The organism is Streptomyces sp. NBC_00631, assembly GCF_045206895.1.
In the GTDB taxonomy this organism is placed as follows: Bacteria; Actinomycetota; Actinomycetes; order Streptomycetales; family Streptomycetaceae; genus Streptomyces.
In genome coordinates this window covers 7,872,897-7,887,483 of the sequence record NZ_CP107734.1, presented here as the reverse complement: position 1 = coordinate 7,887,483, position 14,587 = coordinate 7,872,897, and the positions used below count along the sequence as shown (strand labels likewise).

Genomic DNA, 14,587 nt, shown 5'->3' with positions numbered 1-14,587 from the left:
AGGGGGCGGGAGCTGTGGTCATCAGGCGGGTGCGGGTGGTTTGTGGCTGGTCGCGCCCACGCGGCGGAGCCGCACACCGATACGGCCCCGCGCCCCTTTGGTCGGCTGCAGCGGGGGGCGTCGAGGCGGTGACGTCAGTTGCGGGGGTGCACGGGTAACGTGATCACAGTCGGGTGCATGTGCGCCCGTGTGTTCGTACGAGCCCCCTGAGGACGTCTGCCGTGTCGTTCCCCTCGCTGTTGCGCAGAAGGAGCCTGATCGTTTCGGTGGCCTCGGCTTCCGTGCTGGTGGGCTGCTCCACTGATTCGGACTCTGCCGGGAGCGGCGGGAGTACGTCGGTGTCCGCGCGGGCACGAGCGCGTGCGGCGCGGGACAGCCGGGGGCTGTTGCGGCAGTACGACGCCGTACTCGCCGCCCACCCGGCGCTCGCGGAGCGGTTGCGGCCGCTGCGGGCGGAGGTGGCGGCACACGCGGTGGCGTTCGAGGAGGGGACGGCCTCGCCCACGGCGACCGGTTCGCCGTCGGCCACGGCGTCCGCGTCGCCCTCGCCGACCGTGCCCGCCGACGAGAAGTCCGCGCTCGCCGCGCTGGCCACCGCCGAGCGGAGCCTTGCCGACCAGCGGGCCAAGGCGCTGCTGGACGTGCCGGGCGAACTGGCGCGGCTGCTGGCCGGAGTGGCGGCGGCCGGGGCCGGGCACGCGTACCTGCTGACGACGAAGGGGGACCGGTGAGCGACGAGGCGAAGGCGGGCCTGCTCCGGGCGCTCCAGGCGGCGCTGGCCGCCGAACACGCGGCGGTCTACGGCTACGGCGTCGTCGGCGGCCGGATCGGCGGGCAGCGGCAGGCCGAGGCGCGCTCGGCGTACGACGCGCACCGGGCCCGCCGGGACGCGCTGGTCCGCGAGGTACGGGACCTGGGCGGTACGCCCGTCGCCGCGAGCGCGGCGTACGCGCTGCCGTTCGCCGTCACGGACCCGGCGACGGCCGTACGGCTCGCCGCCGAGCTGGAGGAGCGGGTGGCCGACGTGTACTCCGACCTGGTCCGGGCATCCTCCGGCGAGCGGCGCGGCGCGGCGGCCGCGGCGCTGCGCGAGGCCGCGGTGCGGGCGGTGCGCTGGAGCGGGGAGAGCGTAGCCTTCCCTGGGCTCGCCGAGCGGGCGGGCTCCGGGGCGACGGCCGGTGGGTCGGCCTCGCCCTCGGTCTCGGCTTCGGCTTCGGTGACTCCCTAGAGCTGGAAAGGAACGACTCGCGTATGGCTTTCGAACCGCCGCGGCGCCTGGTGAGGGCGCTCGGTGAGACGGCGCCGGACGGTGACGAGTGGCTGGAGAAGCTGCCGGGTGCGGTGGAACAGGCCGTTGCGCTACGCGAGTTGACCGTGGAGCGGGTGCAGGTGCCGGGTGGGCGCAGCAGTGTGGTGCTGCTGGTGCGGCGGGCGGACGACACGCCTGCCGTGCTGAAGCTGGCGCCGCGACGGGCCCGGCCGGAGAGCGAGGCCGCGGCGCTGGCGCACTGGGGTGGGCTCGGAGCGGTACGGGTGCTGGAGGCCGACGGGGCCGCGGGGGTGCTGCTGCTGGAACGGCTGCATCCGGAGGTGTCGGTGCGGTCGCTGCCCGAGGCGAAGGCGTTGCTGGAGGCGGCGGGGACACTGCGGCGGCTCTGGGTGGACCCGCCGTCGGGGCACGCGTTCGAGACCGTGGCCGAGCGCACCGGGCGGCAGGCCGCGGCGATGACCCGGTCGGCCGCCGACACCGAGGTAGCGCCGCTGGTGTCGGCGGCGGTCGCGGCCCGGGAGGAGTTGCTGGCCGCGCCGCCCGAGGGACGGCTGCTGCACGGCACGTTCCGGCAGAGCAAGGTACTGGCCGGGGAGCGGATGCCGTGGCTGGCAGTGGGGCCGGATCCGGTGGTCGGGGAGTGCGCGTTCGATCTGGCGCGGTTGGTGCGGGACCGGGTGGAGGATCTGATCGCCTCGTCGTCCGGGGCGTCGATCACGCGGCGGCGGATCAAGCGGCTCGCGGAGTCGCTTGAGGTGGACCAGGAGCGGTTGCGGGGGTGGACGCTGTTCCGGGCGGTGGAGTCGGGTGTGCGGGCGCTTCGGGTGGGGCGGCCGAGGGATGCGGAGCTGTTGCTTGAATTCGCCGGGTGGGTCTGACGTTTTCGGCTGCGGGTTCGGTGGGGCTTGGCGCGCCCACGCGGCGGAGCCGCACATTGAACACAGCCCCGCGCCCCCGGGGAATTACTCCTCCCCCAGTTTCAAGGCGAGGACCGGACAGTCGGCCGCTGCCCTGCGCGCTCGTTTCCTTGTGCGGGGTGGTATCGGCCGACCGTCCAGCAGCGGGTAGCCCCATTCGTCCAGGCTGATGTGTTCCGGGAGGAGTTCCGCGCAGAGGCCGTGGGCCTGGCAGGAGGTCCAGTCGATGGTGATGTGCTGGTCCATGTCAGATCCGCTCGGTCGGGACGGGGAGGAGAGGGGTGCGGTCGGTTGCGGTGCAACGGCCGTTCGCATGGGCGTCGAGTTCCGTCGCGAACGTCGTGAGTGCGCTGCGTACCAGGCGGATCGTGCCGTCGGGGTGGTGGCAGGCTCCTCTGCCCTCGACCAGGCCTGCCCAGCGGGAGATGTCGGTGCGGGTGCTGCCCTGCGGGCCGGGTTCGGCCAGGGTCTGGAAGGCGGCGGCGATGCGCGGGAGGCCGTTGAGGCAGGGGCCGCACTGGCCCGCCGACTGCAGGGCCAGGTAACGGAGGATGCGGGCGGTCTCGGTCACTCCGCAGCGGTCGGTGGGAAGGGCGGCCAGCACGCCCGCGCCCAGGTAGGCGGAGGACAGCGGGACCTGGGCGGCCTCGGCGGCCGGGATCCAGGTGCCGTGGTAACCGCCGAGCAGGACCGCGGACGCCCCCTCCAGCGGCAGGAGCCGGCCGACGGGAATGCCGAACGGCGCCTCCGCGACCCGGACTTCGCGGCCCGGCACATGCAGGGTGCACAGGGCGCTGCCGGGTTCGCCGGGGGTGCCGGCCGAACGGAACCAGTCGGCGCCGTAGCGGGCGATCAGGGCGAGGTGGGCGAGAGTCTCGACGTTCTGGACGAGGGTGGGGGCGCGCCGCACCCCGCGTTCGCGGACCGGCGGGTCCGGGTGGGTGGGGCGGGCGTGGCCGCCGGAGAGGTACTGGACGAGGGCCGAGGCCTGGCCGGCGAGGAAGCGGGCGGGCAGGCGTACGACCTGCACGCGCACCGGGTCGCGGCGTTGGGCCACCGCCTTCTCCAGGTAGGAGGCGCCGTCCTCGACGGCGAGGTAGGCCTCCGCCGCGCCGATCGCCTCGGCCGCCGACTGCAGCCCGTCCAGGACCAGATGGGGCGACAGCCGGAGCAGGCTCTTGTCCTTGTGGCTGGCCGGCTCGCTCTCCGCGCCGTTCGCGACGACGATCGGCGCGCGTCCGGCGCGGCGGGCCGCGTCGGCGACCGCGACGAACTTCCGGTACGCCGGGAAGCCCGCCCCGCCGCGTCCGGTGAGCCCGGATTCGGCCAGGGTACGGAGAAGGGCCGCCGGATCGCCGTACGCGAGGGGGCCGTAGCGCTGTTCGTGCGTGGTGAGGTCGGCCGGGGCGCCGCCGGGGGCCAGCAGGCGCGGCGGCATGTGGACGTCGGTGAAGAGCATGGTCATCAGTGGGCGCCTTCGGTGTGCAGGAGTGCGGCGGGGCTCCGGCGGGCGGCTCGGACGGCCTGGGCGGTGCGCAGGGCGAAGGCCGTGAGCACCGTCGCCACGCAGGTGACGGTCAGCCAGGTCATCCAGTCGGTACCGGCGTCCGTGCCGATGCCGATGCCATGGACCAGGGCGACCGGCCAGGAGGCGTACGCCAGCCAGTGCACGGCCCGCCAGGTGCGGTGGCCGAGGCGGTCGCGCAGGAGGCTGGTGATCACGACGGCCAGCATGAGGTCGAAGGCGACCGTGCCGAGGCCGAGCCAGAGCGGCTGGTAGTCGGAGACGAAGGGGACGACGGCGTCCAGCGCCGTGATGTTCACATAGCCGTCGACGATCGCCACGGTGATGTGCAGGGCCAGGAACGCGGTGGCCGAGAGGGAGAGGGTGCGGTGGAGGGCGACGGTGCCGAAGCGCGGCAGGCCGGGCAGACGGGTGCGCAGGCGGACGGCGATGCCGAGGAGGACGACCACCGTGAAGAGGACCAGGCAGACGGCGCCGGTGGCGCGGTTGGCGTACCAGAGGGTCTCGGAGGTCACGCCGCCGCCTCCAGCGCCGCGCGGGGGGCGGGCCAGCCGGGCGTGGTGACGACGGTGCCGTGGTGCGCCACCAGGCGGGCCGGCAGACCGAGGCGGGTCAGCCAGCGTTCCGCGCCCACGCCCTTGACCAGGGCCGCCGTGCTGGCCGCGTTGGCGTCGGCGCAGGTGTCCGCGGCCACCGAGACCGTACGCCACGGCGAGCGGACCGGCAGTCCGGTGCGCGGGTCGACGATGTGGTGGAGGTCGTAGCCGCCGCGCTGCCAGCGACGGGCGCCGGTGCCGGAGGTCGCGAGGCCTCCGGAACGCAGACCGACAGTGTCGTACGACCCCTGCGCGGGCGTCTCGTCCACCGGTCCGGTGACGTCCTGAACCCGGATCTGCCAGCCGTCCGCCGGGGGTGCGCCGGCGACGGCGGTGTCGCCGCCGAGGCTCACCAGCACCCCGCAGCCGGCCGTGTCGGCCAGCATCCGCGCGGCCCGGTCGGCGGCCCAGGCCTTGGCCGTCGCGCCCAGGTCGAGTCGCACGCCCTCGGGGACGGTGACCGTGCCGGTCGCGCGGTCGAGGGTGACCCTGCGCCAGCCGGGGGCGCGGCGCACCCGCAGGGAGACCGGGCGGTCGTCCTCGCGGACGAGGGTGAAGTCGCGGTCGTAGCCGATCGCGTCCATCGCCGAGCCGACCGTGGGGTCCACCGCGCCGTCCGTCGCCTCGGCGGCGCGCAGGGCGACGGCGAGGGCCTCGGCGAGCAGCGGGCTGACCCGGACCGGGCGGCCGTGGGCGGTGTCGAGGGCGGCCAGTTCGGAGTCGGCGCGGAACCGGCTGCAGGCCGCGTCCACCTCGGCGAGCTGCCGGGCGAGGAGCAGGTTGCAGGAAGCCAGCAGAGCCGGGTCGGTGAGGACCAGGCGGACGGTGGTGCCGAGTGCGCGCCACTCGGCGGCGGCCGTCGGCCGGGGGGCGACGGTGGGGGTCATGACGCCCCCGAGGTGGAGTCGGTGGAGCCGCTGCCGGAGGTGAGGCCGCCGGAGGAGGACTGGAGGTCCGAGCTGGACGAACTGGACGAGTCCGTCGACTTGGAGGACGAGGAACTCCCCGTGCCCGACGTCGAGTTGGAGCTGTCGCCGGAGCTGCTGGAGCTCGACGTCGTACCGCTGCCGCTGCTCGCCGTCGTCCCGGCGTCCGACTGCATCGTGCCGACCAGGGCGAACACCCCGGCCGCCGCGGCGAGCGTGACCGCCGCCGCCAGCGCCGCCGTACGCCGCGTCCCCCGGCGGACCGCCGCGACGGCGCCCCGTTCCCGCCGGTCCCCCGGCTGGCTGCCTTGCACTCTCTCGGCCATGACCGATCCCCTCCTGCGTGACTTTCTGTCACGCATTACGTTCGGGTATCGACCTGAGAGAAGTCTGTGAGGAGTCCATACGGATCGGAAGAACTGTCTGAGACGTTCGTCAACGACCCGGGACTAATGTCCCCGGCTTGCACAACGGGCGCCACTGGCCGTGGTGCTGCGCTTGCGTCCTGTCCCACGCCCGGGTCCGGGAGGTGGGTCTGGGGCGGTTGACTGCGCCCCGCGTCGCCACAACTCCCACGCTCTGGCGCGGATGTTGCGGGAGCCGTTCCGGTCCGCGTGATCAACGAATCCGCAGGACCGACACGCGAACCAGGCCTGCGAGACCCGGTTCGCCCTGTGGACGTGCCTGCACTCGGCGCAGGTACGGGAGGTGTACGCCGGATCGACGTACACCACCGGCACCCCGGCCTTGCGAGCTTTGTACGCGATGAACTGCCCCAGCTGGGCGAAGGACCAGCTGGAGTGGGTGGCCCGTTGGGGTTTGCGAAGCCGTACCCGTTCGCGGATGCCCGTAAGGTCCTCCAGGGCGATCCCGCGACCGGTGCGTTCTGCCTCGGCCACCACATGCTTAGCGATCTTGTGGTTGATGTCCTTCGCCCGCCTCGCCTCCTTGTGCCCCCGTTTCTTCAAACGGCGCTTGGCGGACGGGGTGTTCTTCTTCTGCAGCTTGGTACGCAGCGCGCGCTCCCGGACGCGGATGCGGTTGAGCTCCCGTCCGGCCATGATCTCGCCGTCGCTGGTGGTGGCGATGTTGACGATACCCAGGTCAATGCCGAGGAAGTCCACCGGATCGGTGGCGGACGACGACGGCCGCCGGTGGGTCACCGGCGGCCGCTGTGGCAGGAGTTGGGTCAGTTCGCGGTCACGCGGGCGATCGCCTCGTCCACCGTGAGCTCCTCACGCTCGCCCGTCTTGCGGTCCTTGAGCTCCAGGACGCCCTCGCCCGAGCGGCGGCCCGCGATCAGGATCTGCGGAACGCCGATGAGTTCGGCGTCGGTGAACTTCACGCCCGGGGAGACCCCGGCCCGGTCGTCGACCAGGACGCGCAGCCCGGCCGCCCGCAGCTTCTCCGAGACGTCCAGGGCGAGTTCGATCTGCAGGGCCTTGCCGGCGGCGACGACGTGCACGTCGGCCGGGGCGACCTCACGAGACCAGACCAGGCCCTTCTCGTCGGCGGTCTGCTCGGCCAGGGCGGCGACGGCGCGGGAGACGCCGATGCCGTAGGAGCCCATCGTCACGCGGACCGGCTTGCCGTTCTGGCCGAGGACGTCGAGCTTGAGGGCGTTGGTGTACTTCTGGCCCAGCTGGAAGATGTGGCCGATCTCGATGGCGCGGTCCAGCTTCAGGCCGGTGCCGCACTTCGGGCAGGGGTCGCCCTCCAGCACGACCACGACGTCCACGTACTCGTCGACCTCGAAGTCACGCCCGGCCACCACGTTCTTGGCGTGCGTGCCCGCCTTGTTGGCGCCGGTGATCCAGGCCGTGCCCGGGGCCACCCGCGGGTCGGCGATGTACTTCACCTTCTCGCCGAGGCCCTGCGGGCCGACGTAGCCGCGGACCAGGTCGGGACGGCCCGCGAAGTCGGACTCGGTGACCAGCTCGACGGCGGCCGGGGCGAAGTGCTCCTCGACCTTGCCCATGTCGACCTCGCGGTCACCCGGCACGCCGATGGCCACGATCTCGCCGTCGACCTTCACCAGGAGGTTCTTCAGCGTGTCGGAGGCCTGGACGCCGAGGTGGGCGGCGAGGGTCTCGATGGTCGGGGTGTCCGGGGTGGGGATCTCTTCGAGGGTGGGCACGCCGGTGGCGTCGACCGGCTTCAGCGTGTACGAGATCGCCTCGGTGTTCGCCGCGAAGTCGCAGTTCGGGCAGTCGGCGAAGGTGTCCTCGCCGGCCTCGGCCGGGGCCAGGAACTCCTCCGACTTCGAGCCGCCCATCGCGCCGGCGGTGGCGGCGACGATGCGGTAGTCGAGGCCGAGGCGCTCGAAGATCCGCTGGTAGGCCGCGCGGTGCAGGGCGTACGACTTGGCCAGCCCCTCGTCGTCCAGGTCGAAGGAGTACGAGTCCTTCATCAGGAACTCACGGCCGCGCAGGATGCCGGCGCGCGGGCGGGCCTCGTCCCGGTACTTGTTCTGGATCTGGTACAGGATGACCGGCAGGTCCTTGTAGGAGGACGCCTGGTCCTTCACCAGCAGGGTGAAGATCTCCTCGTGGGTGGGGCCGAGGAGGTAGTCGCCGCCCTTGCGGTCCTGGAGGCGGAACAGCTCCTGGCCGTACTCGTCCCAGCGGCCGGTCGCCTCGTACGGCTCCCGGGGCAGGAGGGCCGGGAGCAGCACCTCCTGGGCGCCGATCGCGTCCATCTCCTCGCGGACGATCCGCTCGATGTTGGACAGCACCTTCAGGCCGAGCGGCAGCCAGGACCAGATTCCGGCCGCGGTACGGCGGACATAGCCGGCGCGGACGAGGAGCTTGTGGCTGAGGACCTCGGCGTCCGCCGGGTCGTCACGCAGCGTCTTCGCCATCAACTGGGACATGCGTTGGACCGGTGCGTTCGCCATGGTTCTCGTACTCCTGCCGGAAAAGGTTGATGGCAAGGAGGTTAGCCGGGCTTGCTGTGCCGGTGGAAATCCGTTAACGGCGACGGGGTCACTTACGGCGCAGCGGCAGGGGCGCGCCCATCACGGCGTACGGCTTCGGGGCGCTGGGGAAATGCACCCGGCGGGCCAGGTCGACGTAGCCGAGGGAGTGGTACAGGCCGCGGGCCGGGCTGTCGGTGTCGATCGCGGAGAGGATCGAGCGGGGCTCGGTGGCGCCGTCGGTGATGAGCGTGATCAGCCGGCGGCCGATGCCGCGGTTCTGGTGGTGCGGGTGCACGTGCAGTTCGGTGATGACGAAGGAGTCGTCGAGCCAGTCGGCGTTGCCCTGGGCGCGGAGGTAGGGCTCCACGACGGTGGACCACCAGTGGGTGCGGGAGTTCGGCATGCCGTAGACGAACCCCACGAGCCGGCCTTCGGCCGTGGCACCGAGGGCCCTCGCCCCGGGGTACTGCATGTGGCGGAGGACGATCTGGCGGCGGACCGCCACCTCGTCGGGGCCCAGGCCGAAGGCGATCGCTTGGACCGCCAGGGCCTCGTCCACGTGGGAGGGGAGGTCCAGGGGGCCGATCACGAGGTCCATGGGGGGAGGTTACAGGGGGCGGAGCGTCGCCGTCCGGGTGCGGGTGGGTTGTGGCTGGTCGCGCTCACGCGGCGGCAGCCGCATGTCGAATACAGCCCCGCGCCCCTTTGGGGCGCGTTCTCCCCTGGTCCCGGTCAGAACAGCACGCTCATGAACGCGCCGACCTCCTGGAAGCCAACCCTCAGGTAGGTCCTTCTCGCGGCCGTGTTGAAGTCGTTGACGTAGAGGCTGGCGACCGGGGCCACGTCGGCCAGGGCGTAGCGCAGCACCGCCGCCATTCCGGGGGCCGCCAGGCCCATGCCCCGGTACTCGGGGGCGACCCACACGCCCTGGATCTGGCAGGCCTCGGCCGTCGCCGCGCCGATCTCCGCCTTGAAGACGACCTTGCCGTTGTCGTCGAGCCGGGCGAACGAGCGGCCGGAGCCGACGAGTTCGGCGACCCTCGCCTGGTAGAGGAGGCCGCCGTCGCCGGCCAGCGGGGAGACGCCCACCTCCTCCGTGAACATCGCCACGCACGCCGGCATGATCGCCTCCATCTCGTCCTTGCGGATGCGGCGGACGTACGGATCCGGGGCGATGCCGGCGGGCATGCGGTCGGTGACCATCAGGGGCTGCCGTCGGCGTACCTCGCGGGCCGGGCCCCAGTGCGGTTCCAGGAGGCGCCACAGTTGGGCGGTGGCCTCGGCGGGGCCGACGATCGAGGAGCAGCGGCGGCCGGCCCGGCGGGCCCGGTCGGCGAAGGCGCGGACGGCGCGCGGAGTGGTGCAGATCGGGACCAGGTTGGCGCCGGCGTAGCAGAGGGACGTGAGCATGCCGTCCTCGTACCAGCCCCACATCTCGCCGCCGAGGCGCCAGGGGTCGAGGCCGGCCACCTGGACACGTGAGGTCACGAAGGCGTTCGCGACCGGCTCGCGGTCGAGTACGGCGAGCGCGGCGTCCAGGTCACTCGGTTCGAGCACCCGTGAGGTGGTCTGCGTCAACACGTGCGGGGCCTCACGCTGAGGGGTTCTGCTGATCTCCGCACTGTACCTGCGGAAGCTTTGCCGTGCCGCCCAGTGTCCGTGAAGTGGCCGCCGGCTGGGGTTCCGCCCTGGGGGCTGCCGCCCCCGGACCCCCGCTGTCGGCCTCCGGCCTCGTCCTCAAACGCCGGACGGGCTGAAGGAAGAAACCTCAGCCCCTCCGGCGTTTGAGGAGCCCGCAGACGGCCTCAGCCCGCCACCGAAACCGACGGCTCCCCCGACTCCGTGCCCGCCGCCTCCATCTGCTCGGCCAGCTTCATGGCTTCCTCGATGAGGGTCTCGACGATCTTGGACTCGGGGACGGTCTTGATGACCTCGCCCTTGACGAAGATCTGGCCCTTGCCGTTGCCGGAGGCGACGCCGAGGTCGGCTTCGCGGGCCTCGCCGGGGCCGTTGACGACGCAGCCCATGACGGCGACGCGGAGGGGGACCTCCATGCCGGTGAGGCCGGCGGTGACCTCTTCGGCGAGCTTGTAGACGTCGACCTGGGCGCGGCCGCAGCTCGGGCAGGAGACGATCTCCAGGCCGCGCTGCTTGAGGTTGAGGGACTCCAGGATCTGGTTGCCGACCTTGACCTCCTCCACCGGGGGCGCGGAGAGGGAGACGCGGATCGTGTCGCCGATGCCCTGGGAGAGCAACGCCCCGAAAGCGACGGCCGACTTGATCGTGCCCTGGAACGCCGGGCCCGCCTCGGTCACGCCGAGGTGGAGGGGGTAGTCGCACTGGGCGGCCAGCTGCCGGTACGCCTCGATCATCACGACCGGGTCGTTGTGCTTGACGGAGATCTTGATGTCCCGGAAGTCGTGCTCCTCGAAGAGGGACGCCTCCCACAGGGCCGACTCCACCAGCGCCTCGGGGGTCGCCTTGCCGTACTTCTGGAGCAGGCGACGGTCCAGGGAACCGGCGTTCACGCCGATGCGGATCGGGGTGCCGTGGTCCTTGGCGGCCGCCGCGATCTCCTTGACCTTGTCGTCGAACTGCTTGATGTTGCCGGGGTTGACGCGGACGGCGGCGCAGCCGGCCTCGATCGCGGCGAAGACGTACTTCGGCTGGAAGTGGATGTCCGCGATGACCGGGATCTGGGACTTCCTGGCGATGGTCGCCAGCGCGTCCGCGTCGTCCTGGGTGGGGCAGGCGACCCGCACGATCTGGCAGCCGGAGGCGGTCAGCTCGGCGATCTGCTGCAGGGTGGCGCCGATGTCGGACGTACGGGTCGTGGTCATCGACTGGACCGAGACCGGGGCGTCTCCGCCGACCGCCACGGAGCCGACCTGGATCTGCCGGCTCTTCCGGCGCTCGGCGAGCTTGGTCGGAACGGACGGCATGCCGAGAGAAATCGCAGTCATCTGCTGTGCAACCCCAAGTCGTGGATCTAGGTCCAGGTCCGCCCGTCGGAGGCGGATTCCGGCGGGTTCCAGGCTTCGAGATTACGGCACCGGCACAGGAGCCAGCACATCCCCCATCCGTAAACCCACTCAATGGAGGCGGCCCGGAACAGAGTGTTCCGGGCCGCCTCGAACATCGTATGGCTAGGAGATTTTCACCGGGTTAACCACGTCGGCGATCAGGACGAGGAGGGTGAAGCAGACGAAGATGCCCGCCACCACGTAGGCCACCGGCATCAGCTTCGCCACGTCGAACGGACCGGGGTCCGGGCGGCGCAGCACCTTCGCCAGGTTCCGGCGCAGCGACTCCCACAGGGCGCCCGCGATGTGCCCGCCGTCCAGCGGCAGCAGCGGGAGCATGTTGAAGAGGAACAGGGACAGGTTGAAGCCGGCCACGAGCATCAGGGCCATCGCCAGTTGCTCGGTCGGCGGGATGTCCAGGGTGAAGATCTCCCCGCCGACCCGGGCCGCGCCGACCACGCCCATCGGGGAGTCCGGCTGGCGGGGGGCGCCGTCGAAGGCCGCGTCCCACAGGGCCGGGATCTTGCCGGGCAGGCTCGCGATGGAGTCGACGGCCTCACCGAGGCGGTCGCCCATCCAGGTCACCGAGTCGCCGAAGTCCTGGCGGACGATGCCGGTGGCGGCACTGAAGCCGAGGAAGCCGGCGGTGACGTACTGGCCCGAGACGATCTGGCCGCTGGAGTCCTTCTTGGCGACCTGGTTGGTGGCGATCTTCGCGTGCAGGGTGACGTCCTGGCCCTTGCGGTCCACGACGATCGCGACCTCCTTTCCGGGGGTGGACCGGATCAGGTCGGAGAGCTGGTTCCAGCTGGTGGTCTCGACACCGTTGAAGGAGAGGATCTTGTCACCGGCCTTGAGGCCCGCGGCGGCGGCCGGGGAGGCGGCGTCGGTCTTCTTGCAGGTGTCGCGGTTCTCGCTCTGCGCGATCACGCACTGGGAGACCGAGCTGACCGTGGTGGTCTGCTGGCTGATGCCGAAGCCCATCAGGACGGTGAGGAACAGCGCCACCGCCAGGATCAGGTTCATGAAGGGGCCCGCGAACATCACGATCACCCGCTTCCAGGGGGCGCGCGTGTAGAAGAGGCGGGTCTCGTCGCCGGGCTGGAGCTCCTCGAAGGCGGCCGAGCGGGCGTCCTCGATCATGCTGCGCCAGGGGGAGGTGGAGCGGGCGCTGATCCGGCCGTCCGCCCCCGGCGGGAACATGCCGATCATGCGGATGTAGCCGCCCAGCGGGACGGCCTTGATGCCGTACTCCGTGTCGCCCTTGCGCCGCGACCAGATGGTCGGGCCGAAGCCGACCATGTACTGCGGGACCCGGATGCCGAAGAGCTTGGCGGTGGAGAGATGCCCCAGCTCGTGCCAGGCGATCGAGACCAGCAGGCCGATCACGAAGACGACTATGCCGAGGATCATCATCAGGGCTGTCATGCACGCGCCTCCGCGGTCGCCTTCTGCGCTGTCAGTTCCCGGGCCCGGACCCGTGCCCAGGTCTCCGCTTCGAGTACGTCCGGCACGGTGAGCGAAGTTCCCGTACGAGGGGTGCCGTGCTCCTCGACCACCCGGGTCACGGTCTCCATGATGCCGTTGAAGGGCAGCAGACCGGCCCGGAATGCCTCGACGCACTCCTCGTTGGCCGCATTGAACACCGCCGGCGCGGTGCCCGCGAGCTCACCGACGTGCCGGGCCAGGTTCACGGACGGGAAGGCCTCGTTGTCCAGAGGGAAGAACTCCCAGGTGGACGCCTTGCTCCAGTCGAAGGCGGGCGCCGCGTCCGGGACCCGTTCGGGCCAGCCGAGACCGATGGCGATCGGCCCCCGCATGTCGGGGGGCGTCGCCTGCGCGATCGTGGATCCGTCCGTGAACTCGACCATCGAGTGGACATACGACTGCGGGTGCACGACCACCTCAATGCGGTCGAAGGGAATGTCGTAGAGGAGGTGCGCCTCGATGACTTCCAGCCCCTTGTTGACCAGGGTCGCGGAGTTGATCGTGATGACCGGTCCCATCGCCCAGGTGGGGTGGGCGAGTGCTTCCGCGACGGTCACCTGGGCCAGGTCGGCCTTGCCGCGGCCCCGGAAGGGTCCCCCGGAGGCCGTGACGACCAGCTTGCGGACGTCGGCCCGCGTCCCCGCGGCCAGCGACTGGAAGAGCGCCGCGTGCTCCGAGTCCACCGGGATGATCTGGCCGGGCTTGGCCAGCGCCTTGACCAGCGGACCGCCGACGATCAGCGACTCCTTGTTGGCGAGCGCGAGGGTGCGGCCCGCCTCCAGGGCGGCCAGCGTGGGCGCGAGGCCGATGGAGCCGGTGATGCCGTTGAGAACGGTGTGGCAGTCGGAGGCGGCGACCCGGGTGGCCGCGTCGGGTCCGGCGAGGATCTCGGGGAGCGGCTCACCGGGGCCGTGGAGCGCCGTGAGCGCCTCGCGCAGCGCCGGTACGACGTCCTCGCGGGCGACCGCGACGGTGCGCACCCGCAGCCGGTGCGCCTGCTCGGCGAGGAGGGCGACCCGGCCGCCGTGGGCGGACAGGGCGGTGACCCGGAAGCGGTCGGGGTTGCGCAGGACGAGGTCGATGGCCTGGGTGCCGATCGATCCGGTGGAGCCGAGGATCACCACGTCCTTGGGGCCGTCGCCCGCGAGCGGGTCGTACACGAGGTGCGGGTCGGCGAGGGGTGCCGGACTGGCGGGACTGTCGGTCATCCCCCCATTGTGGCCGCATCCGGCGGGCGGGAGGACAGCGCGTCCCGCCCGCGGGTGCCTTATCAGTTCTTGGCGTCGTATGGAGCGGAATTCCCCTTGTGAGACTCGCGTGAAGATCATGTGATAACACTTCTGTCGGGTCGGCGGGGACGACCGGCCCGACCGGAAGACATCCTGGGGGGATATCTCCATGCGTACTGCGCGCATACGTGCCGCTCTGCCCGCGCTCGCGGGCGCCGCCCTGCTCACCGGCACCGTGTTCAGCACTCCGGCCCAGGCGGCCGGCGGCGTGACCATCTACCACGTCTGGTTCGACAGCCCGGGCAGCGACAACCGCTCCAACGCCAGCCTCAACGGCGAGTGGGTGCAGATCAAGAACACCGGCGGCTCGGCCGTCTCGCTGGGGGGCTGGGTCCTGAAGGACGCCTCCAACCACCGCTACGTCTTCAAGAGCGTCAGGATCGGCGCCCACAAGACGATGAAGGTGCACACCGGCCGGGGTACGGACACCGCGTCGGACAAGTTCCAGAACCGCCGTGCCTACGTGTGGAACAACACGAGCGACACGGCGACGCTGACCAAGGCGAGCGGCGCCAAGGTCGACTCCTGCTCCTGGACGACGCGGGATCCGAGCGACAAGTACTGCTGAATCGCTACTTCAGCGGCCTCACCGGATGAGGCCGCTGAAGTGTGCGAAGCGGCTCCGCCGTGCGAAGC

15 protein-coding genes and 1 pseudogene are annotated in these 14,587 nt (G+C 71.6%); 4 read left to right on the top strand and 12 right to left on the bottom strand.

Annotated features, from left to right (window positions below):
- Positions 1 to 287: 287 nt before the first annotated feature.
- The 3 genes from OHB00_RS36315 to OHB00_RS36305 are packed head-to-tail and all read left to right on the top strand — an operon-like array spanning position 288 to position 2,148.
- Positions 288 to 731 (top strand): hypothetical protein, encoded by a 444-nt coding sequence (locus OHB00_RS36315; protein WP_406446147.1) that lies wholly within the window; start codon positions 288 to 290, stop codon positions 729 to 731.
- Entirely contained in the window at positions 728 to 1,228 is a 501-nt protein-coding gene (locus OHB00_RS36310; RefSeq protein WP_406441210.1) for a ferritin-like domain-containing protein, read from the top strand. The genes OHB00_RS36315 and OHB00_RS36310 overlap by 4 nt, the downstream gene beginning before the upstream one ends.
- Positions 1,229 to 1,251: 23 nt before the next feature.
- A complete protein-coding gene (locus OHB00_RS36305; protein WP_406441208.1) occupies positions 1,252 to 2,148 on the top strand; it encodes an aminoglycoside phosphotransferase family protein in 897 nt (298 codons plus the stop codon).
- An 84-nt stretch (positions 2,149 to 2,232) separates the two neighbouring features.
- Here the strand turns inward: OHB00_RS36305 and OHB00_RS36300 are convergent, their stop codons facing one another.
- The 12 genes and pseudogenes from OHB00_RS36300 to dxr form a co-directional block, all read right to left on the bottom strand.
- Positions 2,233 to 2,433 carry a ferredoxin gene (locus OHB00_RS36300; RefSeq protein ID WP_406441206.1) on the bottom strand — a complete coding sequence of 67 codons (201 nt, stop codon included), beginning with the start codon at positions 2,431 to 2,433 and terminating at the stop codon, positions 2,233 to 2,235.
- A gap of 1 nt (position 2,434) precedes the next feature.
- Complete coding sequence (locus tag OHB00_RS36295) at positions 2,435 to 3,652, bottom strand: NADH-ubiquinone oxidoreductase-F iron-sulfur binding region domain-containing protein (protein WP_406441205.1); 1,218 nt, start codon at positions 3,650 to 3,652, stop codon at positions 2,435 to 2,437.
- Entirely contained in the window at positions 3,652 to 4,227 is a 576-nt protein-coding gene (locus tag OHB00_RS36290) for a ferric reductase-like transmembrane domain-containing protein (protein ID WP_406441203.1), read from the bottom strand. The genes OHB00_RS36295 and OHB00_RS36290 overlap by 1 nt, the downstream gene beginning before the upstream one ends.
- On the bottom strand, positions 4,224 to 5,195 hold the full coding sequence (locus tag OHB00_RS36285) for an FAD:protein FMN transferase (RefSeq protein ID WP_406441201.1): 972 nt from the start codon (positions 5,193 to 5,195) through the stop codon (positions 4,224 to 4,226). The genes OHB00_RS36290 and OHB00_RS36285 overlap by 4 nt, the downstream gene beginning before the upstream one ends.
- A complete protein-coding gene (locus tag OHB00_RS36280) occupies positions 5,192 to 5,560 on the bottom strand; it encodes a hypothetical protein (RefSeq protein WP_406441199.1) in 369 nt (122 codons plus the stop codon). The genes OHB00_RS36285 and OHB00_RS36280 overlap by 4 nt, the downstream gene beginning before the upstream one ends.
- A gap of 123 nt (positions 5,561 to 5,683) precedes the next feature.
- Positions 5,684 to 6,367: pseudogene (locus tag OHB00_RS36275) on the bottom strand (RNA-guided endonuclease InsQ/TnpB family protein); the annotation flags it as partial.
- Positions 6,368 to 6,423: 56 nt separating this feature from the next.
- Positions 6,424 to 8,130, bottom strand: coding sequence for a proline--tRNA ligase (locus OHB00_RS36270; protein ID WP_406441197.1), 1,707 nt, complete (start codon positions 8,128 to 8,130; stop codon positions 6,424 to 6,426).
- 88 nt (positions 8,131 to 8,218) lie between these two features.
- A complete protein-coding gene (locus tag OHB00_RS36265) occupies positions 8,219 to 8,749 on the bottom strand; it encodes a GNAT family N-acetyltransferase (protein WP_406441195.1) in 531 nt (176 codons plus the stop codon).
- A 134-nt stretch (positions 8,750 to 8,883) separates the two neighbouring features.
- Complete coding sequence (locus OHB00_RS36260) at positions 8,884 to 9,732, bottom strand: GNAT family N-acetyltransferase (RefSeq protein WP_406441194.1); 849 nt, start codon at positions 9,730 to 9,732, stop codon at positions 8,884 to 8,886.
- 224 nt (positions 9,733 to 9,956) lie between these two features.
- Positions 9,957 to 11,114 (bottom strand): flavodoxin-dependent (E)-4-hydroxy-3-methylbut-2-enyl-diphosphate synthase, encoded by a 1,158-nt coding sequence (gene ispG / locus OHB00_RS36255; RefSeq protein WP_406441192.1) that lies wholly within the window; start codon positions 11,112 to 11,114, stop codon positions 9,957 to 9,959.
- A gap of 183 nt (positions 11,115 to 11,297) precedes the next feature.
- Positions 11,298 to 12,590: a M50 family metallopeptidase gene (locus OHB00_RS36250; RefSeq protein WP_406446145.1), complete on the bottom strand. Its 1,293-nt coding sequence runs from the start codon at positions 12,588 to 12,590 to the stop codon at positions 11,298 to 11,300.
- Positions 12,591 to 12,598: 8 nt separating this feature from the next.
- Positions 12,599 to 13,870, bottom strand: a complete 1,272-nt coding sequence (gene dxr, locus OHB00_RS36245) for a 1-deoxy-D-xylulose-5-phosphate reductoisomerase (RefSeq protein ID WP_406441191.1) — start codon at positions 13,868 to 13,870, stop codon at positions 12,599 to 12,601.
- 190 nt (positions 13,871 to 14,060) lie between these two features.
- Here dxr and OHB00_RS36240 point away from each other — a divergent pair, with 190 nt between their 5' ends.
- Entirely contained in the window at positions 14,061 to 14,519 is a 459-nt protein-coding gene (locus tag OHB00_RS36240) for a lamin tail domain-containing protein (RefSeq protein ID WP_406441189.1), read from the top strand.
- Positions 14,520 to 14,587: the final 68 nt, after the last annotated feature.

What these genes read in the sequence shown, in the direction of transcription:
- OHB00_RS36305 (WP_406441208.1), top strand. Translation starts at nt 1,252, where the DNA reads ATGGCTTTCGAACCGCCGCGGCGCCTGGTGAGGGCGCTCGGTGAGACG.
- OHB00_RS36300 (WP_406441206.1), bottom strand. Translation starts at nt 2,433, where the DNA reads ATGGACCAGCACATCACCATCGACTGGACCTCCTGCCAGGCCCACGGC.
- OHB00_RS36295 (WP_406441205.1), bottom strand. Translation starts at nt 3,652, where the DNA reads ATGACCATGCTCTTCACCGACGTCCACATGCCGCCGCGCCTGCTGGCC.
- OHB00_RS36285 (WP_406441201.1), bottom strand. Translation starts at nt 5,195, where the DNA reads ATGACCCCCACCGTCGCCCCCCGGCCGACGGCCGCCGCCGAGTGGCGC.
- OHB00_RS36280 (WP_406441199.1), bottom strand. Translation starts at nt 5,560, where the DNA reads ATGGCCGAGAGAGTGCAAGGCAGCCAGCCGGGGGACCGGCGGGAACGG.
- OHB00_RS36270 (WP_406441197.1), bottom strand. Translation starts at nt 8,130, where the DNA reads ATGGCGAACGCACCGGTCCAACGCATGTCCCAGTTGATGGCGAAGACG.
- OHB00_RS36265 (WP_406441195.1), bottom strand. Translation starts at nt 8,749, where the DNA reads ATGGACCTCGTGATCGGCCCCCTGGACCTCCCCTCCCACGTGGACGAG.
- ispG (WP_406441192.1), bottom strand. Translation starts at nt 11,114, where the DNA reads ATGACTGCGATTTCTCTCGGCATGCCGTCCGTTCCGACCAAGCTCGCC.
- OHB00_RS36250 (WP_406446145.1), bottom strand. Translation starts at nt 12,590, where the DNA reads ATGATGATCCTCGGCATAGTCGTCTTCGTGATCGGCCTGCTGGTCTCG.
- dxr (WP_406441191.1), bottom strand. Translation starts at nt 13,870, where the DNA reads ATGACCGACAGTCCCGCCAGTCCGGCACCCCTCGCCGACCCGCACCTC.
- OHB00_RS36240 (WP_406441189.1), top strand. Translation starts at nt 14,061, where the DNA reads ATGCGTACTGCGCGCATACGTGCCGCTCTGCCCGCGCTCGCGGGCGCC.